Raw genomic sequence first — 24,862 nt, forward strand, 5'->3', positions numbered from 1 at the left:
AGAATGAGCAATTTTTAGCCCAGACTTGACTGTAACGTTACAGGATAGTTTAGAATGATAGGTAACATGAACGGAACTAAAGGCAAAGGTGGGCAAGTATGACAACGAGTGAAAAACAACGTGAACATATTAGTGTACGTGGTGGCAACGTCCATAATTTAAAAAATATTGACGTGGACGTTCCGTTGAATCAGTTTGTGGCAATTTCAGGTCCCTCGGGCTCTGGAAAAAGTTCGTTGGCCATGGGAATTTTATATGCGGAAGGGTCGCGGCGGTACTTAGAGGCGCTGTCTACCTATACCAGACGGCGAATCGGGCAAAGCAAGCGGTCACAGGTCCAGGAAGTTCGGCACATTCCATCCGCGATCGCTCTACGGCAACGACCGGGAGTCCCTTCCGAACGCTCAACGGTGGGATCGATGAGTGAGCTGTTCAACGTCGTGCGCCTCATCTTCTCGCGCCTCGGCTCGATGGTGTGTCCCAACGGCCATCGGATTGCGCCTAGTTTGAAAGTTGCCCAGGCCATGGATCTACCGGGTGGCGCAGACAGCAAGATGGGAATTGTGACCTGTCCGGAGTGTGGGGTCGAATTCATGGCGCGATCTGCCGAAGACTTTGCCTTCAACTCCGGCGGTTCCTGCCCAGAATGTCACGGGACGGGGACGGTTCAGACCTTAGACGAGGATAAACTGATCGGTGATGAGAACCTCAGTCTGGCCGAAGGGGTCGTGGCTTCATGGCATCTACCCGGCCGAAACTTTATGCCGACGGTGGCGGAAACGCTGGGTGTACGCATCGACGTGCCCTACAAGGACCTCACCGACCGGGAGAAGGATATTGTCCTCAACGGTGCCAAGAAGCAGTATCCCGTGGACTTTCGGACCTCGACCGGTCGGGTCTTCCATACCGACAACACGCTGTATGAGAACGCTCACGAAGCGGTCTACGATTCCCTGAAGACGGTGAAGAGTGAGCGAGCCATCAAGAAGGTCAATGAATTTTTCCACTTCTCTGTGTGCCCGACCTGTCACGGAACCCGTTTGAATCCAGAACTCTTGACGCAATTAGTTGGGGGTAAAAATATTGCAGAAGTTTCTGACCTGACCCTGGGATCGTTAGCCGGGTGGCAAGCTGCAGCGCAAAGTGAGTTACCTACTGAGATGAAGGCCATGGCTGACGTACTCTTCAAAAATCTGACGGATACATTGCGGCCCTTGCTGGAGCTGGGGCTAGATTACCTGACCTTATCGCGGAATGGAAACACGTTGTCGACCGGAGAACTTCAACGGCTTCAACTAGCCAAGACCATTCGGACGGAGACGACGGGCGTCCTGTACGTGCTGGATGAACCCTCCATTGGGTTACATCCCGATAACGTTAAGGGACTCATTCGGATCTTTCGGGAATTGATTGCCCAGGGAAATTCTTTGGTGGTGGTCGATCATGAAGTGGACATCATTGCGGCAGCTGACTGGGTGATTGAGATTGGCCCTGGGTCAGGGGATGCCGGCGGTCAAATCATTGCCGAAGGAACGCCCCAAGACCTAGTGGGGAATTCTCAGTCACTGATTGGGCCTTACATTTCGGGACAAGCCCAAATTATGCATGACAAGGTACCCGCTAGTCGGAAGGCCAGCGAGCTCACCACGCAGTTTGAGGTGCAGAATTACTTTAATCTACACGATGTAGCCGTGGCCATTCCGGGCAACGAGATTACTGCTATCACCGGGTTCTCTGGTGCCGGTAAGACGAGTTTGATTTTGGACAGCTTAGTCCCAGCCATTCAGGCGGCAAACAGCAAGGCTGCTCTGCCTAAGCAGGTAACGACCTTGAAGACTCATTTGAAGGACGTGGTGTCCGTGGATGCCAAGCCGATTGGGAAGAATGCCCGTTCGACGGTGGCCACCTATACCACCATCATGGATAATTTGCGACGAATGTTTGCCAATTTACCAGAAGCCAAGGCCAAGAAGTTTGGCCTCGCTTACTTCTCGTACAATAACAAGCAGGGGGCCTGTGAACAGTGTGGCGGACTGGGTACCATTACCCTGGATATTCAATACTTGCCAGACATGGAAGAGGTCTGCCCTTACTGCCACGGCGCCCGGTACAAGGATGAGATTCAACAGATTCGGTGGCACGGTTACAGTATTGTCGACCTGTTGAACTTATCAGTCCGTGAGGCGTTAGCCATCTTTGAAACGGTGCCTAAGATTGAGAAGCAGCTTCAGTTGCTGGATGAAATGGGGCTGGGCTACCTGCACTTAGGTGAAAGCACGCCGAGTCTGTCCGGTGGGGAGGCCCAACGGCTAAAGCTCATGAGTCATTTGAACAAACGCCAAAGTAAGACGCTATTTATCTTTGACGAACCGTCCGTCGGTCTACATCCCCAAGACGTGCAAACGCTACTGGGTGTGATCAACAGCCTGAAGGCCAAGGGAGCTACGATTATCATCATCACGCATGACCTTGACCTGATGACCAACGCCGATTACCTGATTGATCTCGGCCCCAAGGGTGGGCAAGCTGGTGGCCGATTGATGGCTAGCGGTGAGCCACAACAGTTGATCAAGACGGACAAGAGTCTGACGCTGGATTATTTGAAGGCCCATTTTGAAAAATTCCATTTAGTTGATTAAATCTATGTAGACTAAAAGCCGTCCCGATTTGAGGGACGGCTTTTTGTGTACGCTGGCTATTTAGCCGCACTCCGGCGGACAGGGATGTAGCCTGCTGTGGGGACGCTTCAGACTGGCAGAACACCAGTTGACTGTTGGCATCACTTTTTTCAAATAGGTAGTCATATCAGATAACGATAAGTAGTATGCTTATTTGAATTTTTAATCCGCTAACCCGACAAACGACAAACTGTGACACCCAAGCTTGCTATACTGAAGCGTAGTTAGTTACATAAATAGTCATTAACCGCATCAATGAATGCTGGTTAATGAAGTTGATTTTGAGGAGGAAAAAATACCATGCGAGTAAATAGACTTTTTAGTGCGTTGATGGTGGCTACGACGATTGGTGCCACGGCAATCGTTGCTGTGCCTACCCAGGCGCAAGCCAAGTCAACGAGCAGTTTGAAAACGTTCCCTAAGGCTATGCGGGGAACTTGGTACCACTATGAGGAGAACAATGGCTACTACTACAAGTCGATGAAAATTTCGTCGAAGAAGATGACGGTTAAAAACTTCCTTAATCCTTTTTACCAAAAACAGGCGAAGTGGACGGGGACTATCCATCCACTTAAGAGTCAGCGGTCGTTTATTGAGGGGTCGAATTCTAAGAAGGCGCACTGGACTAGTGCCAGGAGCGTAAAGGGTGGTTATACTACGGTGTTGGCTTACGGTATTGGTGCGACGAATGGTGGTGGGACTTATAAAGTCATCCACAAGACCTACAAGGGCAAGTCCGTCAAGGTGCTCTACAGTAAGCAGTTTATGACAATTCAAGGGACCAAAAAGGTAACGGATCACTTTTACAAGACTAAGGCACAGGCCAAGTACTTTAATCCAGTTGGTGCGCTACATAAGTAATTCGTTCATGAAATTAGGAGGAAAAGAACAATGAAATTAACCAAGATGATGGGGGTACTCTTAGCGTCAGTTGGGTTTGGCGCTGCCCTGGTCGTTGCCAATCCAACGACGGATGCGCAAGCCAGTACCAAGATGAGCTTAGCCAGTTACCCACAAAAGTTTCAGGGCACCTGGTACTATTACCAAAACGGTCACTATGATCAGTACAAAATTGGGTCCCAGCAGACGTCCGACCGCAGCTTTTATAATAAAAAATGGCATTCTGGTAGCTCGGTCGTGAAAGTTACTGCTTTAAACAAAGATATGAATAACATTAAAAAGGGTAAATACAATGGTCTTTTATTTATGAGCAAGGGCTGGTTGGTTGATCAGCAGTGGCAACAACACCACAAGGACTCCGCCTTTGGTACGGTAGGTACCGAGTCCTACAAGATTGTTAAGCGTCACTATAAGGGCAAGCAGATTAAGTCGCTGTACATATACACCATGTGGAACATGGGGGATGGCGAAGCTCACCTGCAACACTACTACAGTACCAAGGGCCAAGCGAAGGCCTTTAATCCAACGGGAGCAGTTGAAGACTTTACCAACTAATTAAGTCGAAGAACTGCTAGGTTTAGCTGAAAGTTTTGCGTACAAAAAAGCCACAGTCGGTGATCTTCCAAGGCTGTGGTCATCAAGAATAGTGATATTTGTTAATTGGGGTTTGGGACAAAAGTCTCAAACCTTTTTTGTGTTCCAACCAGATATAGTCGCAAGCTTAAATTACAAAAACCAGTCGCGCAATCGGTCCGCCACGACCTGCTGGAATTTACCAGATTGGTCGGGGGTAATCGAATCGATTTCGTCGTAAAGGTTGTGGTTGATTTTCGTCAGGATGGTGGTGAGTTGGTCGAGTTCCGTATCCGTCAGTGAATCCAGATAGGCCGGCACCTGCGCCGTTTCGGTGGCTGCCGTTTCTCGGCCCAAATCAGTCAGGCGAATGATGGTCTTGCGCCGATCAGTCGTTGACTTCTCCTTGGTGACGAGCTGTTTTTTTACCAGTTTGTTAACAAACTCCGCTGTGGACTGCACCGTTAGATTTAGGCGGGTGGCAAGTTCCTTTTGTGAGAGGCCATCGGCTTGAGCGAGCGTTAGGAGAATCTTGCCCTGTCCCTGAAACCGCAGGGGGCGCTTATCCTGTTCCGCGTGGTAGCGGCGGGCCACTTCGTCGGCGGTGTGGCTGACCATACCAAATTCAATCAGTTTTCCAGCCGCGTTTTTTTGTTTATTTATATTAGGCATGTCATCGCCCTCCTACGGCTATTATACCCGACAATGGCTAGCAGGGGCATTCAATATTTGAGAGAAACTGTTGACAAATTCATCAGGGGGCCTTATTATAATTTTAGTCAGGGGGACCTGATTAAAATGTGAAAGCTAAGAGGGGACCAATATGTCAGCAAAGAATGCAATTGAAGTCAGCCACCTGACCAAGCGGTTTGGGCAGAAGACGGTGGTCGATGATATCTCGTTTAACGTGCGTCAAGGAGAAGTCTTTGGCCTACTCGGGCCTAACGGTGCGGGGAAGACCACGACCTTGCGGATGATGACCACGTTACTCAAGGCCGATGCAGGTCGGGTAACGATCTTTGGTCACGACACGGTGAAGGAAGGCCGGCTGGCGCGGTCCATGTTCGGTCTCACCGGCCAATATGCTTCAGTTGATGAAGATATTTCGGCACGGGAGAACCTGATGATTTTCGCCCGACTAAATGGTCTTTCACGCGCGGCCGCTAAGCAACGTACGACTGAACTGCTAACGGAATTTTCACTGGAAGAGTCGGCGGATAAGACGCTGAAAAACTTTTCTGGTGGGATGCGTCGGCGGCTAGACCTGGCCGTTAGCTTGATTACCCGGCCGACCCTGATTTTCTTAGATGAACCAACGACGGGGCTGGATCCCCGTACCAGAACGCAAATGTGGGCGACGATTCGGCAACTCGTGAAGCAAGGTTCAACCATCGTGTTGACGACGCAATATTTAGAGGAGGCCGACCAGCTGGCGGATAATCTCGCCATCATTGACCATGGTAAGCTCGTGAAGATGGGGACGCCGGCCGAACTCAAGGAACAGATTGGCGGTGCGAGATTGGCTTTCACCGTCAGTCAGGAAACGCAGGTTCAACCGGCCGTTCAGCTGCTGACCGGGCAAGTGGCTGGTGCCATTCAACAAACGGGTCAACAACTGAGTGTGCCCCTAAAACAAATTACTCAGTTGCCACCGATTCTGGTGGCACTCAAGCAAGCACAAATCATGATTAGTCACTTGTCAGTGAAGGAACCTTCGCTAGACGATGTTTTCATGAATCTAACCGTTGGAAAGAACTAAGGAAGAGGGATGCAAGATGGATGTACAAACGCACAGCGGCAATGTTGTGATGAACACGGCTACGATGGCGTACCGCAATTTATTGAAGACGATTCACAATCCGGATAGCTTTATGGATGTGGTTATTCAGCCGGTGATGTTCATGTTAATGTTTGGCTATCTGTTTGGTGGGGCAATTGCCGGGGGTGTCCGTGCCTACCTCCCCACCATCGTGCCAGGAATTTTGATGCAAACGATGTTGTCAGCCGGGACCGGTTCTGGGTCCCAAATCAGAGAGGATCTCGACTCCGGGGTCTTCGACCGGTTTAAGTCGTTGCCGATGGCTCACATTGCACCGTTAGCGGGACAACTATTTGCCGACAGTCTGCGTCTATTGCTGGCGACCATCACGTCACTGACCACCGGCTACCTGATGGGCTGGCGGCCGGCTGTCGGTTTCAAGTGGGTTGTGGTAATTGGGCTACTGGCGATTTTCACGGGTTGGGCGTTGTCCTGGATATTTGCCTTATTGGGTTTGTTAGCCAAGAGTGCTGCATCCGTTCAAAGTCTGTCGCTGATGACGATGCTGGTCCTGTCGTTCATGTCAAACGCGTTCGTCCCATTGCACTCGTTGACCAAGCCATTGCGGTTCATCGCCAACCTGAATCCAGTCACCTATGTGATTACAGCCATTCGGCAAATTTTGGCGACGGGTGGTTGGACACACGAGGCCTTGTTGGTCGTTGCCTTTGATGTCATCGTCGTGGCAATCTTTGCGCCACTGGCTGTTTGGGCTTACGATCGGAATTAATCAGGGAGTTATGGTAGAGAGCGTTCAGTAAAAGTGACACGTGGGATTAAGAAAAGACTAGGTCGGGGGTTGAAAAGCCCGGCCTTTTTTGCGTTCCTAAGTTGATAAACCGGTTAAAGAATAGTCGACTGACTAAGAATAAACAGAATATTGTCAGAGCTGAATAGCGTATACAGTGAAACGGCCACTAAGTGTATAAAGTTCCTGTTACATATAATACAATGCGTGATACTTAGTGATGGTGAAGTGTAAATACCTTGAATGTTTATAACCCTGATACTATACTGTGGTTGCTCTAAAGGCTGATTATTCAAGCTTTAGAGCAACTAATTTTCAAACTGTATGGCTGGCAATTACTGTCTGATGCTATCAGATGGGAATCAATTACGTTAGCCGCACGGGGAGCTAGACTGTTAATTTAAGGAGATTTATACATTTGAACGTTGCTCAAATTTTGATGGGAATTCTGGTGAATCGGGAAAATTGAGCTGATTTTTGGAAAATCTCATCAAAAAATTAGCGTACAGATAGTGTCACCAATTAACAGTGAGAATCGTAGTTTTAATGGCAGCTTTTTTCGCTGCGCAGGTTTAATCGCTGATGTAACAGCAATTGGGGGCCAATAATCAATCGGTCAATTGCTTGGCAGTTAACTGCCAGACAGTGCTCTTTAAAAATAATTTGCTGAGCAGATTACCTTTGCAGCGGCTTTTCTACCGTCTATGGGCCAAAGTACCACATAGGGTGAAAAAATTAACTTACATATTTGACGGCGATGTGATGATTGTCGCTAACGTTAATAACCGTTGCAATAACGGTTAAATATCATTTAAAAATGCGGGTTACGCGGTGATTTAGTTGGTCAAGAGAAGCCAATACTGCGTGACTTAAAGGGAGATCTGGATCATGAAACAGAAGACTGAAAATCAAACTATTAAAAATCCAATTGTTTTATATAAAGGGCATACGGGCTGGAAGGTTAAGACCCGGATCTTTGGGACGCTGTTAGTGAGTCTATCCGCGGTTGCTATTGCTGAAAGCACGACTAGTGTTGACGTTCATGCGGCAGCGGCGACCTCAACGACGGCCGTTCAACCAGCTGCGGCTGCTAGTATGCCAGCAACACCTACCAGTGGCGGCCCAGCACCGGCTAAAGTTGCAAGTAACTCAGCAACCTCAGTGGTTGAGTCGGATTCAGTAACGGCCCCTCAAGCTGATGCGGCAGCGCCAACCGCAAACCCGACCAGTGACTCCGGCGATTATCCAGTTCTTGTCCAAGACAAAGATGTCAACGTCGGTGCGGATACATCTCAGGTTAGTTTACCAGCTGATCAGATTGCCAGTCACTTTACGGCAACTGTTGAAAATCGGGATAATAACGATGATGATGGCGACCCGACGGATAATAAAAAGACCAAGCCAATTGGGAAGGATGGCAGTGTGTCGCTGACCACGTTGGGTAAACACGACTACTACAATTCTTCTACTAGCACCACGCCAGTTGCGGGACATCAGGTGGCCCATGTGTCGTTTGAACATGAAATTGACTTCAGTCATAACTTTTCCATGTCTGGTGCCTTAGGAGTTGGGAGTCAACCGTATAGTGGGGCCGATAGTGTTGGGTTTATTTTTGCCCCCGGTGATCCAGCCAAGGCTACTGAGGGTGGTGCTGGTGGTCGGTTGGGGATTGCTGGTTTGCAAAACGCCTTTGGTTTCGTTTTTGATGAATACGATAACCGTTCACAGTACAATGACCCGACCAGTAGCCCCTATGTTGGCTGGCGTTACACCAATTCGAGTGGGACGTTGCAGGCGGCTGACAGATCAGATTGGGTATTGGCCAGCAAATTAACTTTAAAGCGGACCTCAACACCGGATAATGCGTTTACGATGAACTATGATGCCGGGACACAAACGTTAACGGTTATCTTAAATGGTCAAACCTTCACCCGGAAAATTGACGACGTCACCACGGGATATTCTCTGTCTGTGGCGGCTTCAACCGGTGGGAGCTTGAATGACTATTCCGCTAAAATTGATAAATTCAGCTATACGCCAAAGACGATTCCACTGGCCGTAAAGCTGGTGGATGCTGCGCAAGGTGAGTCTGGTGCACTGTTAAATAATACGAGTGTCAATGCGGTTGCGAACATTGGGGATACTATTTCTATTTTTTCCACGCAGGATGCGGCTAAACGGGCGGTGGCAGCGGACAAAAACCTGAATCCAGCGCTGATTGCCGTGATTCCATCAGACTCAGCGGGCAACGTTTACGTCATTGATGGTAGTCAGGTCGTGGGTGGCAACAACGGAACGGCTCATACGATTGCGGATGCTAGCGGTCAGGACGTCGCTGACGGAACTTATTACAGTTATACCGTTCAGGATGGTGACGGTCAACAGATGACCGTACCAGTTAGACTGGCGTTCCAGGCCAAAGTCACGCCGATTGATGCGACGACCAAGCAGCCCATTGCGGGACTAGAACCGGTGACGGTAACGGCGGTGGCTGGCGAACCAGTTTTAGTTTCAATTCCGGGTTATACGCCTACGCAAGTGGTCTTAGCGGCGCCAACGGATGGCAAGACAATTGCGGAGGATGTTTTGCCAATTGATTCCGCGACGACTGGGACTAGTACCACAACGACGTCCAAGGAAGCGAACCCAATCGGCCACTACTATACGGGAACTGGGACTACCGTTGATGGGAAAACAGTGAACGTGATTGCAACGGTCGGGACGGGTCAGTCCGTGACGGATGCCCTTAACCAAAAACCGCTACTGAATGGTGATCAGCCAGTGGCCAGTGGTGGTCAATCAACCATCAGCAGTACCGATTACTACTGGTCCGACGTGGGTGACGCCAGTGCAACTGATTCTACGGATGCGAGTCAGGCCCAGGACAGTGGTAGCCTGCTGTTACCAACGACGTCTACACTGCAGTATTGGGATCAACAAGCCATCACAAACCAAACAACGGCCGATAACTATCGGTCGGAGGCCCAAGCTATGTATGACCAATTTATTGGATTGTCCGGTTTAACGCAGGCTCAAAAGGATGCTGCGGATAAATTATTACAATCGATCATTGCAATCTACACGCAGGCTTCGGCCACCAACGCTCAGGCGGAGAAGGCCTTTGAGGGTGCTGAAACGGAGACAGTTCCGGCCACCATTTATCAGGATGGTCAAACCGGGTATGCGTCCTTGGAAGCCGTGCGAAACTTACTGGTCGACTTTAAGGGGGACCTCGATAACCTGACCACGACCAATCAAGCTGCACAGGATAGTTTGGCCACCTTTTTGTCCTGGGATCAGTTTTATGGGAGTGACTTGCAGTTCCCAGTCGTGACCTTCGGGAAGGATTTTGGGGATGTCAGTGCTGCGGCTAAGGATGGTTTCCACAATCCCGATTACTATGAGTACGTGGAAAATAAGGACTCCGATATCGTCGTGAAAACGCCTAAGAATGTTGGAACCTACTACTTTAAATTGACCGAAGCTGGGCGAGCATATCTTAAAAGCCTGAGTCCGAACAACCCCAACGCTGGCCTGTTTGTGCCAGCTATGCTGACGATTAAACCGCAGACAGCTGCCGCTACCGTGGATGGTACGACAGTGGTTTATGGCGGTGTTGATGGGAAATTTCCAGAATTTAAGGGTAGCCTGGGCAATGCAGATAAGGACCATCAACTTAGTCAACCTGATTTTGAAGTTGTTGATACGACTGGGAAAAAGGTCGCTGTCGATCAGCTTAAAGTGAATGGTGACTACACGATTCAGTACACAGCAGCTGCTCAGGCGGCCTTGAAAAAGGATAGTAACTATCAGTTCACGTCGTTTGGCCACGCTAAGTTGGGCGTAACGCCACGAAAAATTACAGTTCAGGCACGAGATAGTGTTAAGACCTACGGGGATGGTGCAACAGATTTATCGTTGACCACTGACTCAGCTGACGGTTTGGTCAATAAGGACACGTTAGATTCTCTGGGTGTGCAATTGACCCGCGAGTCCGGTGAAGATGCTGGGACATATCAGATTGTGTTGAATCCAGAATCGGTGATCAACCCGAATTATGACGTGACGGTTAACCCCGGGACGCTTACGATTGGAAAAAATCCAATTACAGTTAAGATTACGAGCTTTGAACGGAATTACGGGACACCACAACCGGATTTGACGTTCAGTATTCCTGCGAAGACTGCCACTGGGAAGAAAAACAGTCAACTGGTTGGTCAGGACCAACTTGCTGATCTACACGTTCAGTTGACCCGCGCTTCTGGAGATGACGTTGGGACATACGCCATTACGGGTTCAGTTGATCAGAAGACTAACTATAATGTCACGTTTGAAGATGGTGAGGACGTTATTTCACCGGCAACCGCTAGTGTGGTGGTTGCCGATAGTGGATTGACTTACGGGGATGACACCACGGCCTTTACGGCAACGGTAACTGGGCCGACTATCCCCGCGTTCGAGCAAAGCGACTTTGAAATCGTGGACGCTGAAGGGCAACCGGTCGTGTGGACCGGTCATTTACCAGCAGGAAACTATCAGGTTCAGTTGACGGCGTCAGCCCAAGATGCTGTGAAAAAGGCCAATCCTAACTATGATTTTACTAGCTTTAAGATGGGGAACTTGACAGTGTCACCTAAGGTAATTACGGTAACTGCCCAGAGCAGTGCTAAAACTTATGGTGATCCTGAACCTGAGCTGACACTGACGCCTGAATCGGCTGACGGGTTGGCAAAGAATGATGATCTCAGTAGCTTGGGAGTTACGCTGGTCCGTATTCCGGGTACAGATGTTGGCAAGTATGACATTACAGCCGACAAGTCATCAAGCTTGAATAAGAATTACACCATAACGGTTAACGCCGGTAAACTAACGATTAATCCGAGACCCCTCACGGTGATGATTAAGAATGTCACTGCCACTTATGGTGGCACCGCTGATCCGGTGTTGAGCTTCAGCCTTTCAACGGATACAAAGGCCGGCTTAGTCAAAGGCGAGACTGAAGGGGAGCTGGGTGTGACGCTGAAGCGGGCTCCTGGAAACGCTGCTGGTCACTATGCCATCACTGGGACCGCTACGAATAAGAATTATGATTTTACCTTTATACCTGGAACCTTGACGATTCTGCCAGCTGCCTCTAATGTGACGATTCCGAGTCTCAATATCGTGTATGGCGATGCGATTCCGGTACTGTTAGCGACATTGAATAATCCGACGACAAGCAAAATTGAACCGGCCGACTTGGAAGTCGTAGATGCTACGGGCCAATCCATGACGGCTGATAAGTTACAAGCTGGGACCTATAAAATTCAGTTGACGGCAGCTGCCAAGACGCGCTTGATTGGGGAGAACCCCAATTATGATTTAAGCGACCTGGCGACCGGTGAACTGGCTGTTGCTAAACGAGCAGTCACTGTACAAATCACGCCTCAGGTGATCTACAGTGGTGAAGCTAACCCAGCCAATTCGGCAAGTCTGACGAAGGGGAGTTTCAAGCCAGGTGAGACAGTTGCTTCATTGCGCCTAGAGTATACAGACCCAACTGATCCGGTCGTTGGGACCTATCCGATTACGGCCAAGAGCTCTAATTCAAACTATGATGTGACCGTTCTGGCGGGAACGTTGACGGTGTTGGGCAAGGATGTCGATTCTGATGGGACTGTGACAATCACTGAGAAGGACGCTGACGGTAACGTGACGAAGGTCACGAAGCAGTGGGCCGTCGATGATGGCAGTGGCAACAGTGAGACCGTGTATACCAACAATCCGGGTACCAATACGCAGACGGTGACGGAGTTTCAGAATGGCCAACAGGTTGCGCAACAGACAATTTCACCAAATTCAGCGCCGGCCATTTTGCCAGATGGCAATGGGGCTGCGACAGTGGTTACACTCACCCAGACAGGCCAACCGACGTTTGAGCACTACGGTATTGATCCGGACAAAGATGGTGTCGACAGCGATAAGGAGCTGGAGGCCGGTACGAATCCGGTAAATGCTGACAGTGATGAGGATGGCGTGGATGATGGTGAGGAAGCCAAGCTTGGGACTGATCCGTTGAAGGCTGATACGGACGATGATGGTTTGAGTGACGGTGATGAAGTCAAAGCGGGAACCGACCCGACGAAGGCGGATACCGATGGCGATGGTCTGAGTGACAAGGAAGAAATTGACCTGGGAACCGACCCCCTGAAGGTCGATACGGATGGTGATGGTATTAGTGATGGTGTCGAAGTCAAGAATGGCACGAATCCGCTGATACCAGAAGTTCGGGTTGCCCCGAAGCCAGTCGACACCGATGGTGATGGTGTGAGCGATGAAGATGAAATCAAAGCCGGGACTGATCCGTTGAAGGCGGATACCGATGGCGATGGTGTCAGTGATGGCGACGAAATTAAGGCTGGCACGAATCCGTTGAAGGCAGATACGGATGGTGACGGTGTCAGTGATGGCGCCGAAATCAAGCGTGGCACTGATCCGCTAAATCCTGACACGGACGGCGATGGCATTTCTGATGGCGCTGAGATCAAGCGCGGCACTGATCCACTGAAAGCAGATACGGACGGTGATGGTATTCCTGATGGTAAAGAACTTAAGCTGGGCACGAACCCACTAAAGGCTGATACAGACGGTGATGGCGTTCCCGACGGCAAGGAACTTAAGCTAGGAACGAACCCGCTGAAGGTCGATACGGATGGTGATGGGGTTTCTGATGGTCAGGAGCTACGCAAGCATACGAATCCATTGAAGCCGGACACCGATGGCGATGGGGTGAATGACGGTGAAGAAGCCCACAATCACACGAATCCGTTGAAGGCTGATTCTGACAACGATGGTTTTAGCGATGGTGAAGAACTTCAACATCATACGAATCCCTTGAAAGTTACGACAGCTGATCAGTTTAATGCTAGCATGCAGGTAACCACGACTCGGCGTGCTCGACAGCAACAACAGCTTCACGAAGGGTTGCTTCCACAGACGGGACAGCAGAACCAGAGCTACTTAGCAGCGCTAGGTTTGGTCTTATTGGCTAGCTTGATGCGGCCATTCCGTCGGCGCCGGCATTAATTGGTACCGTTGAATCTCTACGCGTGATTATGTGACTAAAGATTGAAAGTTCAAAAACCGTTATCAAACCAAGAATAGTCTGGCGTTACAGGCTTAAAATTAGTCGCACCCAGCCACCTGCGGCCGCCTGCTGTGGGGAACGCCTCCGGCCTGAAAAGCGGTCCTTCGGCTCGGTTTGAAGACTGGAAAAACCACCAGTCTTCAAACCCGTCCCACGCTGTAAGCCGAAAATCGGCTAACACCGTCGACACAGCTGGCTCCACCTCTGACCGCCTCCGGTTAAACGGATTTTTGGAAATTAAGCTAGCTTACATGCCTGAATGACAGGCACTTACGCAATATTATTGGCGAACGGTGAGGCGGCAATTTTCCACTATAGCTGACTACCCCCCATACCCAATCCTTGTTGTATCAGGCGTAGTGGGTGTTTAAGTGCTTTCAACCTTTAGTTATTTAAGATTCAGAGCTTGTCCGTAGATCCAGTAACGGTGCGTGGCGTGTTTGTTCGTTGATCGGATACGGTACCAGTTGTATTGGGTTCCTTGGTTAGCCATCAGGTCAATCGAGACCTTACTACCAGCCTTGAGTTTGGCGTTTCTCCAGCTGGTGGTCTTGATGAGCTTGTAGGTGCTGTTGGGCTGATGATTAGTTAGTTTGAAGTGCTGGTAATTCTTTTTGATAGTTGTCGTCCCATGATACCGGTGGTACTGTACGGTTCCCACCAACGTACTAGCGGAACCGACCACTGGACTAAGACTTAACGTACTGAGTATCCCCATAACCCCTAAGATGATTGCTGCTTTCTTCATAAATAAAACCTCCCCAAATTTGTTCCAGTTAGAACGTTTCTAACGGTAACATTATTGAGGAGGTTTTATTTTAATTTCAACTAAAGTTTGATAAAACATATCGTTTTGTTGCGTCGCCAAAATGCTTTAGGCCTTATTCAAATAGCTATGCCCTTATTTGGCAGGGGTTAGGTAATTAGCTTGCAATTGTTTCAATTGCTTGTTGGATAAGCCTAAGCCCTTGTGCAGGAAGTTATCCATGTTGCCGTACTTGGTGTTAACGGCTTTGTACATGGTGTTTAAGTAGGCCATCTTGACACCATTTTGGGCCTTGAAGTTGCTGATGACGGTTGGCGTCAGATCTTTACCAGCGGCCTTCCAGCCAGCTTCTTGCTTCGCCAGGTTTTCCTTATTCGTGTTGACTAAGTAAGTGTTGGACTTCAAGTAATCCTTGGCAATCGCCTTCTTGTTAAAGTTTAAGGCAGACAGAACCAGGACAGTTCCCATACCAGCGCGGTCTTTACCGGCTGAACAGTGCCAGAGCACGGCTTTGTTTTTAGGGTTCTTTAGTAATTGGTGGAAGAGGGACTTATAGGCTTTCCGCCCTTGGGCAGTGGTGATGGCGTCGTGGTAAGACTTCTTCATCATCTTGTCGCCGGCCCCCTTCTTAGAAAAGTCTGGGAAAGCACCGAAGGACTTGAAAACGTTGGCTTTAACCAATTTAACGCCACTCATTTTCACGTCAGGACTCTTTTGTTGTTCAATGACGGTCCGCAGATCGACGTCGGTGGCCACGTGGTAAGTCTTAACCAATTTCTTTTGATCGGACTTAGATAGAGTGGAAAGACTGTTGGAACGAATTAAGCGGTGCACCTTAATCTTTTGACCCTTTTGGTTAACGTAGCCGCCCAAGTCACGAGCGTTAGAAGCACCCTGCAACTTGATGTGGATTGACTGGGACTTGACCGTCTTGGCCTTAGTCTTCTTCGTTGTCTGAGTCGTCTTGGTCTTAGCAGCGGCTGTAACCGACAGCAGTGGTTGTTGCCAACCCAACGTGGTGGTTAATAGCAGTGCGGTTACTAAGGTACTGATTCGTTTATTCATATCGCAAACTCCTCCTCTTATCTTGGTGCAAATCCTAGGATACCTGACGGATGTAAGAGAATGGTGTTGATTATGTAAAGATAAGGGGCATGAAAGAAATTAGATATAACATCGGTTATAAAAGATAGAGCAATCCGTTTCTTAGGATGTAGAGAACGATAGTTGTTTATTGGTATTCAATTATTGATTATCGAATAACGATATGTTAATATCGATAGTGAATAAAGAAACGGGGATGTTGGCTATGCCAAAATGGGTGAAGTTTTTTACGAATTTAATGATTGTGATCGTTCAAATTTCGATATTGTTTGCTTATGTGGGATTCTTGTGGCCACTGGGGTACCTTTATGAAGGTTATCACGGGGACGTGGCGCAAGCGGTTTTGGACAGTGATGATTTCTTACAATACTCAGCCCATCATTTGACGGCCGGAGCTATGGCCAGTTTTCCAGGCTGGCCATACGTGTTATTGATGGCCGTTGGCTCAGCAATTTGGATGGGGGCTGCCATCATGTTTGCTAAGGCGATGGTCAAATTGCTTAATAATGTGGTTGAAGAAGACTACTTTTCTCAGAACAATATAGCAGCGGTTAAGCGACTGGTTGTTGCTCAATGTTATGTTGTCATTGGTGAATTCTTCCTCGCCGGTGGTAATCAGCTCACCAGTAGCTGGCTGCGGGGGTATAATAATGGGGTATTTTCACAAACGTGGAGTAATATGATTGATTCAATCGGGTTACTAATCGTCTTAAAAGTCATCTCAGTAATTTATGAACGCGCAATGACCATGAAGATTGAAAACGATTTGACAGTGTAAAGGAGGATGCGCGGTGGTTAAACTGACATTAAACGTGGTGATGGCGGAACGGAATATCAGCAGTCAAGAACTTGCGGCTGCCATTGACATCACACCAGCCAATTTGTCCATCTTGAAGACGGGCAAGGCTAAGGCTATTCGCTTCAGCACATTGGAAAAGATCTGTCGGGTCTTAGCGTGCCAGCCCGGTGATATTTTGAAATATGTGGCTGATCCGACAGAATCAGAAGATGAATAGGTAAGTTGAACACAATAGATACTTAATCGATAATAAAGGAATGGTGCGAAAGACTTTAAATCTCTCGCACCATTCTTTTGCTTTTATATTGGATACAGGTCCGTTACTTACAAGGAATTGTTGGTTAGGACTGATGCATCAGCTGATAGGATTAACGAACCATTGCTGGTTTCTTGGGATCAAACTTCCAGTTAGGAATCAAGTATTGCATGGCTTCGGCATCATTCCGAGCACCCAGGCCCTTGTCGTTGTACAGCTTGTTAGCTGCCAGAACGGCGTCCATGTCAAGTTCAACACCTAAACCTTCGTTGGTGCTTGGCACAGTGATTTTGCCATCTTTGATTTGGTAAGGGTGCTTGGTCAAGTTTTGACCATCTTGCCAGATCCAATGCGTGTCGATGTCAAAGACGTTGCCAGGAGCAGCAGCGGCGGTGTTAACGGCCATCGCTAAGGAGATATCAAAGTGGTTGTTAGAGTGAATTCCCCAGTTTAAACCGAATTCTGAACAAAGTTGCGCAACCCGAACGGCACCTTCCATGGTCCAGAAGTGTGGATCGGCCAGAGGGATTGAAACGGCGTTCAAGGCGATGGCGTGAGACATTTGCCGCCAGTCGGTATCAACCATGTTAGTGGCAGTAGGCATGTGGGTCTTCTTCAAGAATTCAGAAAGAATTTCTCGACCGGAAAAGCCATCTTCAGCACCAGCTGGGTCTTCGATGTAGTGGAGAACATCTTTCATTTCATCAGCATAGTGCAGGGCGTCCTTCAAAGGCCAAGCCCCGTTTGGATCTAGGTCCAACTTAGCGTCTGGGAAAGCTTTATGTAAGGCCTTCATGACTTTAACTTCTTCTTCACCGTCGAGCACACCACCCTTGAGCTTGAACGTCTTGAAACCGTAACGATCGTAGGCAGCTTGGGCTAATTTAACGATAGAGTCCGCGTCCATGGCTGGCTCACGCCGAAGCTTGCCCCAGTCGTCGGAGTTGTCGTCGTTCTTCAGGTAAGGTAACTTGGTCTTGGAGCTGTCACCTACAAAGAATAGGTAGCCCAGGATACCAACGTCTTCACGTTGTTGGCCGTCACCCAACAGGGCAGCAACTGGCACGTGTAGGTACTTGCCTATAAGGTCTAAGAAGGCCGTCTCCACAGCGGTTACAACGTGGATGGTCGTCCGTAGGTCAAAGGTTTGCTGGCCCCGGCCGCCCGCATCCCGGTAGCCATATTTTTTATGAATCGCTTGTAAGACTCGCTTGTATTCACCGATTGGTTGGCCAATGACCAATGACTTGGTGTCGTTTAACGTATCCGTGATGGCTTTCCCACCAGGGATCTCACCAACACCGGTCATGCCGTTGTCGGTCGTTAGGATAACTAAGTTACGTGTGAAGTAAGGGCCGTGAGCACCGCTCAAGTTCATGAGCATGCTGTCGTAACCAGCTACGGGGTAAACATCCATTTTAGCAATTGTAGGGACTGTCATAATTATTGCTCCTTTGTGATTTAATTAACATTTTCTATACTTATATTCTACTCAGTAATTGACCGTTTAAACAGTCACGAAAGGGACCGTATGCGCACCAAAAGTACCTACGAACTGGCAAAAGTTGTTGCGAGACGGCAACCCCGCGGTAGCGTGCCTGTAATATAAGTAGTGTAAACTAGAAAAAGCGGCGTCTGTCGTTTTGGGGGAGTAAGGACAGATTTTACATAGAGGTGAATTTGCGTGGATATTAATAAGATGCGGACATTTTTAACGATTGCCAAGTATGGTAGCTTTCGGGCGGCTTCTGAGAAGCTATTTTTATCTCCCAGAGCGGTGTCTAAGCAGATGGATCAGATTGAAAATGAGCTGGGCGTCAAACTGTTCAACCGACAGAAGAACAATACGAGCTTAACCAACATTGGTGAAGAGTTCATCGTGACGGCTCAGGATATTGTTAATAATTACACGGATGCTTTCAACAAGATTCAAATGGAGAGTGCCAGTGATTCCAATAAAATTCTCCTAGGTTTCTCTTCGCAAAATCAAGCGACGGTGATCCAGCAGACCTTTGAACCGGTCTTGAAAAAGCGGCCGGAGCTTCGCTTGGAGATGCGTGAGGAGAGTGGCAAGCGGCTGATTGCGATGGTGGCAGCAAAGAAGCTGCATCTGGCAGTCACGCCAGAATACGCTGAAGAAGCCACTTATAGTCCTGATGTGGGGGTCAAGAAACTTCTCACCGGCAAGATGGTGGTCGGAATTAGCAAGCTAGATCCGCTGAGTGAACTGGATAGTATCGATTTGGAACAGCTGAAGGATCGACTGGTCTTATACTACAACAACTCTGAGTCGACCTACCTGCAGGATGTTTTCTTCAAAAAGTATGACGGTATTTTTGAGAAGAAGCATATTAAACGGGTTTCTTCGATTGAACAGCGGGACCTGTTGATTTCATTTGGGCGAGGGATCGGGTTTTATCCGGAACCCTTGCAACCAGCTGAAAAGTTGCGGAATCCCATGCTTAAATTCTTAACGATAACGAATAACATTAGTACCTACTACTCATCGGTTCTTCTGTACAACAAGAAGGAAGACAATCCAATCGTCCGCGAGTTTATTTCTAACTTTGATTAATGGACGTTTAACCTAAAGGCTGAAAGTACTGAAACACCCACTATGCTGGATACAGTAAGAATTTGGTATTGGCGTTTAGTCAAGAACAGTGGAAAATTCCCACCTGACCGTTCGCCAAATTTGGACTGGAACGCGGTGAGAAGGACGGGACAAGCCAAAAGGCGGTTTTGCCCCTCGCCTGAAGCCGCAAAGCACGGCTTCAAGTCGCCAGTTTCAAGAAAATCACTTGAGAATCCCACGGCTGAGTCCAGATTTGACTAAAAATGATGCGCAATCCTGAACAGGGACTGTGCATCATTTTTGATGAGGACTATTAATAATGGGTGCTGTGATTGTGTGATGGAAGCTAGTCACATGCTATTAGGCCAAGAAATCCGTTGCTTCAACGACCCGGACACAGGCATCGTGTTTGATGTGACGTTGGGCAACACTTAAGTAGCCGTTTTCCTTGTCCCGGTTAAACAGAATCAGCTCATTGTTGTTCTGGTTAGCACAGAGCAAGAAGTCACCGTCACGGCTGATACCAAAGTCACGAGGGAAGACCCCTTCCGTTTTAATCTGTTGAATCTTCTCTAAGCGCCGACCACCATCTAAGACCTTGTGAACGGCCAACGAGTTGTGGCCCCGGTTAGAAACGTAGACGAATTTTTCGTCAGGAGAGAGCCGGATAGCGGCAGAACCGTTGTGACCAACGAATCCTTCAGGGATGTTTGAGTAGTCTTCAATGACGGCTAACTTCCCAGTTTCGGGATCATACTCAACGACGGCGACCTTGCTGGCTAATTCACCCAAGACGTAGATGTAGTTAGTCTTCTGTGACATGGCGATTTGCCGTGGGCCAAAGCCTGGACGCATCTTCAATTCGTAAACGGGGGTCAATTCAGCCGTATCGTTGTTCACATCAAAAACGAACAACTTGTCACAACCTAAGCCACAAATAATTAAGCGGCCATCTGGTAACAGGCGAGCAAAGTGAATGTGGGCGTGGTCTTGTTCAACCAGGGGACCGTTGCCTTCGATTGGGTAGGTGTGGCTGGCAGTGATGTTGAAGTTGTCGTCCATCTTGTAAGTGTGGATGGCGTTGGTGTTGTAGTTAGCAGCAAAGAGAACTTTGTGTTCGCTGTCGATGGAGATGTATGACGGCACGGTGTAAGGTAATTTGTTCCAGAAGTACAGGTTCTTGGCAGCATCGTAGGCTTCGTAGGAACCGTGCTTCTTAGGTAGGTAACTTTCTGAAATAGTCTTGCCGGATTCAGCGTCGATGACGGCTACGCCACCTTCGTTCTCGTTGCGGGTAAGAACGGTCGCAATCTTCTTGCCGGAAGCAGAAAAATTAAAGAATGCGGGGTTTTCAACCTTGGCAAGCAAAGAAATATCTGTAATTTCTTGTTTGGCCGTGTCGAGTGATGCGACGTAGATACCATCAGATTGGTTGTTTTCCGTATAACTATCGCTGGTATAACCACCTAATAAAAACTTATCAATCATTTGAATAACCTCCCTTAGTCAACAGTAACGATCTTACATTTAGCAATTGTTTCTTCGGTTAATTCTTGGCCGATCCCAGGACGATCAGGAATGTCGATGTGACCGTTAACGGCTTGGAAATCGTCGTACTTGCAGGTTGAACGGTCCTTGGCGTTGCGGGCCCGTTGGTAAACTTCGTGAATCAAGAAGTTAGGAATGACGGCTTCAACTTGAACAGCGGCTGCGACGGCAATTGGACTCCCGCAAACGTGAACTTGAGCGTTGATGTCGTAGGTGTAAGCCATGTCACAGATCTTCTTGGCTTCGGTGATCCCCCCGCACAAGCAGAGGTCAGGTTGAGCAACCTTGATGGAACGGTCTTCGAAGAATTTGCGGAAACCGAAGCGGGTGAAGACCCGTTCACCGGCAGCAACGGGGATGTTGACGTGTTCAGCAACTTCCTTGGTGTTGTCGGAGTTCAGTGTGTTCACGGGCTCTTCATAGTAGAGAATGTTCAAATCTTCTAGTGCCTGACCAATCTTAATGGCAGATGTCGTGTCAGAGTTGGCGTGCATATCGATGATGATCCCCAGGTCGTCTCCACCAGCCTCACGCATAGCTTTAACCCGGTTATAAGCCACGTTGATCACGTGTTGGGAGACGGTCCCACGAGTTTGCCATTCGTCACTGCCATCGGGCTTTTCACTCAATAGGACGGGGTCAAACTTCAAGGCATCGTAGCCTTCTGCCATGATGCGCTTGGTGACATCGGCATACTCGTCGGGAGTGTAGAGCTTGAGTTTCTTGATATCTTCACCCCAGTTGTACTGTAACTGACTGGCGTAGGAACGCAGGTGGTCGTTAGTTTTACCACCGAGTAATTGATAGACGGGGGTGTTGTAGTACTTCCCTTTGATATCCCAGAGAGCAATGTCAATGGCACTGATAGCAGCGTTAACCACGACCCCGCCGGCAATTCCCCAATATGTAGTCGTTAATAATTGGTTCCAAATCTTTTCGATGTTGCGGGGGTCCTCACCGATAATGACTCGGCTAAAGTCCTGCAACATACCGAAGCCACCGCGCCAGCCCTTACCATAGGCTAAGCCGGCTTCACCGAATCCTGAGATACCTTCATCGGTGTTGATGCGAATAACTAAGGGAGACCAAGCTTCCTGGCTGCCTGATCCGTTACCACTGAAGCTGGGATCTTCGCTAGGCACTTTCATGATGTCGACGCTCGTAATCTTCATAGCATTATTCCTCCTAACAAATTAAGTGAAGCGTTTACATTCTTAGCATAGTGACTAAATTCACTAATTGACAGATACGACTTGTTCGGTAGGGCGACTTAAAGTTGCCGTGAAGGTTTTCTATAAAATACAGCTAAAATCTTGGAATGTTAGTAAATCGCTGGCATTACAATGTCGATAGCGTATACACCTTTATGAATAACTCGTAGAAGACGTTGGCCATTCACTTCTGCGGGGACTAATTGTTCACATCAGGTCAGATTGGTCGCTTTCTAATCGTGAAAGGTCTCACGTATACTTATGGCAGAAGCTAATTGTGATTGTCGTTTCCCGACTAGCAATTCTACATATTTATTACAGGAGGTCAGTTCAATGAAGAAAGTATTGATGAGCGAGAAGATTGACGATGCTGGTATTAAGTTGTTGGAAGACAACGGGTTTACTGTCACCACCTCTCCCGCGACTGATGTTGAGACTATGAAGAAGGAGATTCAGGATGCCTACGCTGTGATTATGCGTTCTTCAGAATTACCTGAAGAAGTCATTGCTGCTGGTAAAGAGTTGCAGATTATCTCCAGAAATGGAACCGGTATCAATAACGTCGACGTGGACAGTGCCACGAAGCACAACGTTCTGGTTGCTAAGGTCAATGGTGCCAATGCATTCGCCGTTGCTGAATACGCCTTAACTTGCATGTTGATGTTGAGCCGTAAAATCGTGAATGATGATCGATTGGTTCGTGCTAAGAAGGATAGTTTGGCTGAATATGGGTCAATGCCAAACTTTTCTACTCAGATGGGCATCAACGGAAATGAACTTCGCGGCAAGACGTTGGCTATCTTAGGTGTTGGTCGGATTGGGCGTCAGTTGGCCAAGTTTGCTGAAGCCTTTCAGATGAACGTTATCGGCTACGACCCCTACGTCAAGGATGATCCCGTTAAGATGTACGATTCCTTGGATGAGATTTACCCAATTGCTGATTTCATTTCAGTACATATGCCTTACACCCCTGAAACTGCCAACATGATCAGCAAGAAGCAATTGGCTATGATGAAGCCCAATGCTATCCTGATTAATTCGGCACGGGGTGGCATCATTAATGAACAAGACCTAGCAGACGCCTTGAATAAGGGCGAAATTGCTGGGGCTGCCTTAGATTCATTCAGACCAGAACCACCAGCTCCGGATAATCCACTGTTTGCCACCGACAACGTCCTCTTAACTTCGCACATTGCTGGGACAACGGCTGAAGCTAACCGCGCGCTGGGTGTCGGTGCTGCGCAAGCTATCGTGGACTTTTCTAACGGTAAGATGCCTGAATTTCCAGTAAATCCAGAGGTCTTTGCCACGAATTAACGTTGAGGAGATGTCATTGTCATGAAGCACGGAAAATTAATTGCCGGTGTTATCGGACTAATCTTAGGAATCATCATTGCATTCTTTATTCCAGTTCCGCATGGGTTAACGCACGCAGCTATGGTCGTCTTGGCAACGTTAGTCACGGCGAACATCTTCTGGATCTTTAACGTCATTCCTAGTTTTGCTACTGGGCTATTGATGTTATCTTCCTGGGTCGTTTTAAATGCGGTACCGTTTGAAGATTCATTTGCTATTTTCTCTTCCACAACGATGTGGATCATTATCGGTGGTTTGGCCTTAGGGGCCGCTGCCACAAAGACCGGGCTAATTACGCGGATTGCCTACAAAATCATGTCATTGTTCCCGGCTAACTTTAAGGGGCAATCACTGGCGCTGTTTATTTCTGGAACAATTATTGCGCCTATGATTCCTAGTGCGCACCCTAAGGCTGCGATGAGTACGCCTTTAGCTAAAGGAATTAGTAATGCTCTGGGGTACAAGCCCAAGAGTGCTGCCAGTTCAGGCCTGTTCTTGGCTGCTATGTGGGGCTTCTTCGTTACGGAAGGTAGTTTCCTCAGTGCCACGGCGCAGAACTATGCGTTCAAAGGCCTGTTGCCAGCTAAGTATCAAGCCGTTCTGTCTTGGGGTAAGTGGTTCATTATGATGCTCCCATGGACGATCGTTATCTTAGTTGCGGGTTACTTCTTGCTTAATTCGTTGTTCAAACCCAAGGATGATAAGCCGGTCTCGCGGGAATTCATTAACCAGCAGTTATCTGATTTAGGCGGCATGTCGCGGAACGAAAAAATCACGGCGGCTGCAATCTTAATCGCAATCGTGATGTGGATTTTGGAATCCACCATCAACATTCCGTCTGCAGTTACCGCTTTAATCTGGGTTAGTGTTCTGGTTGCCTTGAAAGTATTGACGCCAGATGACTTCAAGTCGCGTTTGAGTTGGTCAACGATTATCTTCATTGGGACGGTTATGGCGTTAGGAAACGTGATGCAGACGGTTGGACTGACGAACTGGTTGCGGGACGTCTTAAAACCCGTCATTGGACCAGTCGTTGGCAACATCTGGATCGCCGTCATCGTCTTACCAATCGTGATTTACTTGATCAAGTTTGTCGTAGTCTCCCTGATTTCTGCTGGGACGTTGGTAACCCTGGCGTTGCTACCATTTGTTACGCAGATGGGCTTCAACCCTGGTATCTTGGTAATTATCGTTACGACCAGTGTTAACGTTTGGTTATTGTCTTACATGAACGCGCCATTCCTGACTGGGTCAGCCGCTGTTCAGGACAGCATGGCGTCGCGGGCTTCAATGGCCAAATCTTCTGTCGGGTACATGGTCATCAACATTGTTGGGTTACTGATCTGTGTCCCGCTGTGGCAGTTAATGGGTCTGGCTTAATCAGGCCAATTTGTCAAAATAAA

At 48.4% G+C, this 24,862-nt stretch carries 17 protein-coding genes; 11 read left to right on the forward strand and 6 right to left on the reverse strand.

Going from position 1 to position 24,862, the window contains the following annotated elements:
• Positions 1–98 precede the first annotated feature (98 nt).
• The 3 genes from AB3Y94_RS09985 (at position 99) to AB3Y94_RS09995 (ending at position 4,133) form a co-directional block, all read left to right on the forward strand.
• A complete protein-coding gene (locus tag AB3Y94_RS09985) occupies positions 99–2,639 on the forward strand; it encodes an AAA family ATPase (protein WP_367296084.1) in 2,541 nt (846 codons plus the stop codon).
• A 339-nt stretch (positions 2,640–2,978) separates the two neighbouring features.
• Positions 2,979–3,539: a hypothetical protein gene (locus AB3Y94_RS09990; RefSeq protein WP_367296085.1), complete on the forward strand. Its 561-nt coding sequence runs from the start codon at positions 2,979–2,981 to the stop codon at positions 3,537–3,539.
• 30 nt (positions 3,540–3,569) lie between these two features.
• Positions 3,570–4,133, forward strand: a complete 564-nt coding sequence (locus AB3Y94_RS09995) for a hypothetical protein (RefSeq protein WP_367296086.1) — start codon at positions 3,570–3,572, stop codon at positions 4,131–4,133.
• Positions 4,134–4,304: 171 nt separating this feature from the next.
• On the opposite strand, the gene AB3Y94_RS10000 is transcribed toward AB3Y94_RS09995, so the two are convergent.
• Positions 4,305–4,823: a MarR family winged helix-turn-helix transcriptional regulator gene (locus AB3Y94_RS10000; RefSeq protein ID WP_367296087.1), complete on the reverse strand. Its 519-nt coding sequence runs from the start codon at positions 4,821–4,823 to the stop codon at positions 4,305–4,307.
• 151 nt (positions 4,824–4,974) lie between these two features.
• Here AB3Y94_RS10000 and AB3Y94_RS10005 point away from each other — a divergent pair, with 151 nt between their 5' ends.
• From AB3Y94_RS10005 to AB3Y94_RS10015, 3 genes are all read left to right on the forward strand, one after another.
• Positions 4,975–5,910 carry an ATP-binding cassette domain-containing protein gene (locus tag AB3Y94_RS10005; RefSeq protein ID WP_367296088.1) on the forward strand — a complete coding sequence of 312 codons (936 nt, stop codon included), beginning with the start codon at positions 4,975–4,977 and terminating at the stop codon, positions 5,908–5,910.
• Positions 5,911–5,926: 16 nt separating this feature from the next.
• A complete protein-coding gene (locus AB3Y94_RS10010) occupies positions 5,927–6,700 on the forward strand; it encodes an ABC transporter permease (protein ID WP_367296089.1) in 774 nt (257 codons plus the stop codon).
• Between the two features lie 906 nt (positions 6,701–7,606).
• On the forward strand, positions 7,607–13,783 hold the full coding sequence (locus AB3Y94_RS10015; RefSeq protein WP_367296090.1) for an MBG domain-containing protein: 6,177 nt from the start codon (positions 7,607–7,609) through the stop codon (positions 13,781–13,783).
• Between the two features lie 449 nt (positions 13,784–14,232).
• On the opposite strand, the gene AB3Y94_RS10020 is transcribed toward AB3Y94_RS10015, so the two are convergent.
• A complete protein-coding gene (locus AB3Y94_RS10020; protein WP_367296091.1) occupies positions 14,233–14,592 on the reverse strand; it encodes a hypothetical protein in 360 nt (119 codons plus the stop codon).
• Positions 14,593–14,745: 153 nt separating this feature from the next.
• Complete coding sequence (locus AB3Y94_RS10025) at positions 14,746–15,675, reverse strand: tyrosine-protein phosphatase (RefSeq protein WP_367296092.1); 930 nt, start codon at positions 15,673–15,675, stop codon at positions 14,746–14,748.
• A 244-nt stretch (positions 15,676–15,919) separates the two neighbouring features.
• Between AB3Y94_RS10025 and AB3Y94_RS10030 the strand changes: the two genes are divergently transcribed.
• Together AB3Y94_RS10030 and AB3Y94_RS10035 are read left to right on the forward strand one after the other, a co-directional pair.
• Complete coding sequence (locus AB3Y94_RS10030) at positions 15,920–16,492, forward strand: DUF2975 domain-containing protein (RefSeq protein WP_367296093.1); 573 nt, start codon at positions 15,920–15,922, stop codon at positions 16,490–16,492.
• 13 nt (positions 16,493–16,505) lie between these two features.
• On the forward strand, positions 16,506–16,730 hold the full coding sequence (locus AB3Y94_RS10035; RefSeq protein WP_367296094.1) for a helix-turn-helix domain-containing protein: 225 nt from the start codon (positions 16,506–16,508) through the stop codon (positions 16,728–16,730).
• A gap of 151 nt (positions 16,731–16,881) precedes the next feature.
• Here AB3Y94_RS10035 and AB3Y94_RS10040 read toward each other — a convergent pair whose 3' ends face one another.
• Positions 16,882–18,210, reverse strand: a complete 1,329-nt coding sequence (locus AB3Y94_RS10040) for an enolase C-terminal domain-like protein (protein WP_367296095.1) — start codon at positions 18,208–18,210, stop codon at positions 16,882–16,884.
• 243 nt (positions 18,211–18,453) lie between these two features.
• Here AB3Y94_RS10040 and AB3Y94_RS10045 point away from each other — a divergent pair, with 243 nt between their 5' ends.
• On the forward strand, positions 18,454–19,344 hold the full coding sequence (locus AB3Y94_RS10045) for a LysR family transcriptional regulator (protein ID WP_367296096.1): 891 nt from the start codon (positions 18,454–18,456) through the stop codon (positions 19,342–19,344).
• Positions 19,345–19,704: 360 nt separating this feature from the next.
• Here the strand turns inward: AB3Y94_RS10045 and AB3Y94_RS10050 are convergent, their stop codons facing one another.
• Complete coding sequence (locus tag AB3Y94_RS10050) at positions 19,705–20,832, reverse strand: lactonase family protein (RefSeq protein WP_367296097.1); 1,128 nt, start codon at positions 20,830–20,832, stop codon at positions 19,705–19,707.
• Between the two features lie 14 nt (positions 20,833–20,846).
• Positions 20,847–22,064, reverse strand: coding sequence for a mandelate racemase/muconate lactonizing enzyme family protein (locus tag AB3Y94_RS10055; protein WP_367296098.1), 1,218 nt, complete (start codon positions 22,062–22,064; stop codon positions 20,847–20,849).
• 372 nt (positions 22,065–22,436) lie between these two features.
• Between AB3Y94_RS10055 and AB3Y94_RS10060 the strand changes: the two genes are divergently transcribed.
• Both AB3Y94_RS10060 and AB3Y94_RS10065 read left to right on the forward strand, forming a co-directional pair.
• Positions 22,437–23,420 carry a hydroxyacid dehydrogenase gene (locus AB3Y94_RS10060; RefSeq protein WP_367296099.1) on the forward strand — a complete coding sequence of 328 codons (984 nt, stop codon included), beginning with the start codon at positions 22,437–22,439 and terminating at the stop codon, positions 23,418–23,420.
• Positions 23,421–23,441: 21 nt separating this feature from the next.
• Entirely contained in the window at positions 23,442–24,839 is a 1,398-nt protein-coding gene (locus tag AB3Y94_RS10065; protein ID WP_367296100.1) for an SLC13 family permease, read from the forward strand.
• Positions 24,840–24,862 lie beyond the last annotated feature (23 nt).

It is taken from the genome of Levilactobacillus yonginensis, from assembly GCF_964065165.1.
Classification (GTDB): Bacteria; Bacillota; Bacilli; order Lactobacillales; family Lactobacillaceae; genus Levilactobacillus; species Levilactobacillus yonginensis_A.

Coding starts and splice junctions, on each gene's coding strand:
- AB3Y94_RS09985 (WP_367296084.1), top strand. CDS start 99: ATGACAACGAGTGAAAAACAACGTGAACATATTAGTGTACGTGGTGGC.
- AB3Y94_RS09990 (WP_367296085.1), top strand. CDS start 2,979: ATGCGAGTAAATAGACTTTTTAGTGCGTTGATGGTGGCTACGACGATT.
- AB3Y94_RS09995 (WP_367296086.1), top strand. CDS start 3,570: ATGAAATTAACCAAGATGATGGGGGTACTCTTAGCGTCAGTTGGGTTT.
- AB3Y94_RS10000 (WP_367296087.1), bottom strand. CDS start 4,823: ATGCCTAATATAAATAAACAAAAAAACGCGGCTGGAAAACTGATTGAA.
- AB3Y94_RS10005 (WP_367296088.1), top strand. CDS start 4,975: ATGTCAGCAAAGAATGCAATTGAAGTCAGCCACCTGACCAAGCGGTTT.
- AB3Y94_RS10010 (WP_367296089.1), top strand. CDS start 5,927: ATGGATGTACAAACGCACAGCGGCAATGTTGTGATGAACACGGCTACG.
- AB3Y94_RS10015 (WP_367296090.1), top strand. CDS start 7,607: ATGAAACAGAAGACTGAAAATCAAACTATTAAAAATCCAATTGTTTTA.
- AB3Y94_RS10020 (WP_367296091.1), bottom strand. CDS start 14,592: ATGAAGAAAGCAGCAATCATCTTAGGGGTTATGGGGATACTCAGTACG.
- AB3Y94_RS10025 (WP_367296092.1), bottom strand. CDS start 15,675: ATGAATAAACGAATCAGTACCTTAGTAACCGCACTGCTATTAACCACC.
- AB3Y94_RS10030 (WP_367296093.1), top strand. CDS start 15,920: ATGCCAAAATGGGTGAAGTTTTTTACGAATTTAATGATTGTGATCGTT.
- AB3Y94_RS10040 (WP_367296095.1), bottom strand. CDS start 18,210: ATGACAGTCCCTACAATTGCTAAAATGGATGTTTACCCCGTAGCTGGT.
- AB3Y94_RS10050 (WP_367296097.1), bottom strand. CDS start 20,832: ATGATTGATAAGTTTTTATTAGGTGGTTATACCAGCGATAGTTATACG.
- AB3Y94_RS10055 (WP_367296098.1), bottom strand. CDS start 22,064: ATGAAGATTACGAGCGTCGACATCATGAAAGTGCCTAGCGAAGATCCC.
- AB3Y94_RS10060 (WP_367296099.1), top strand. CDS start 22,437: ATGAAGAAAGTATTGATGAGCGAGAAGATTGACGATGCTGGTATTAAG.
- AB3Y94_RS10065 (WP_367296100.1), top strand. CDS start 23,442: ATGAAGCACGGAAAATTAATTGCCGGTGTTATCGGACTAATCTTAGGA.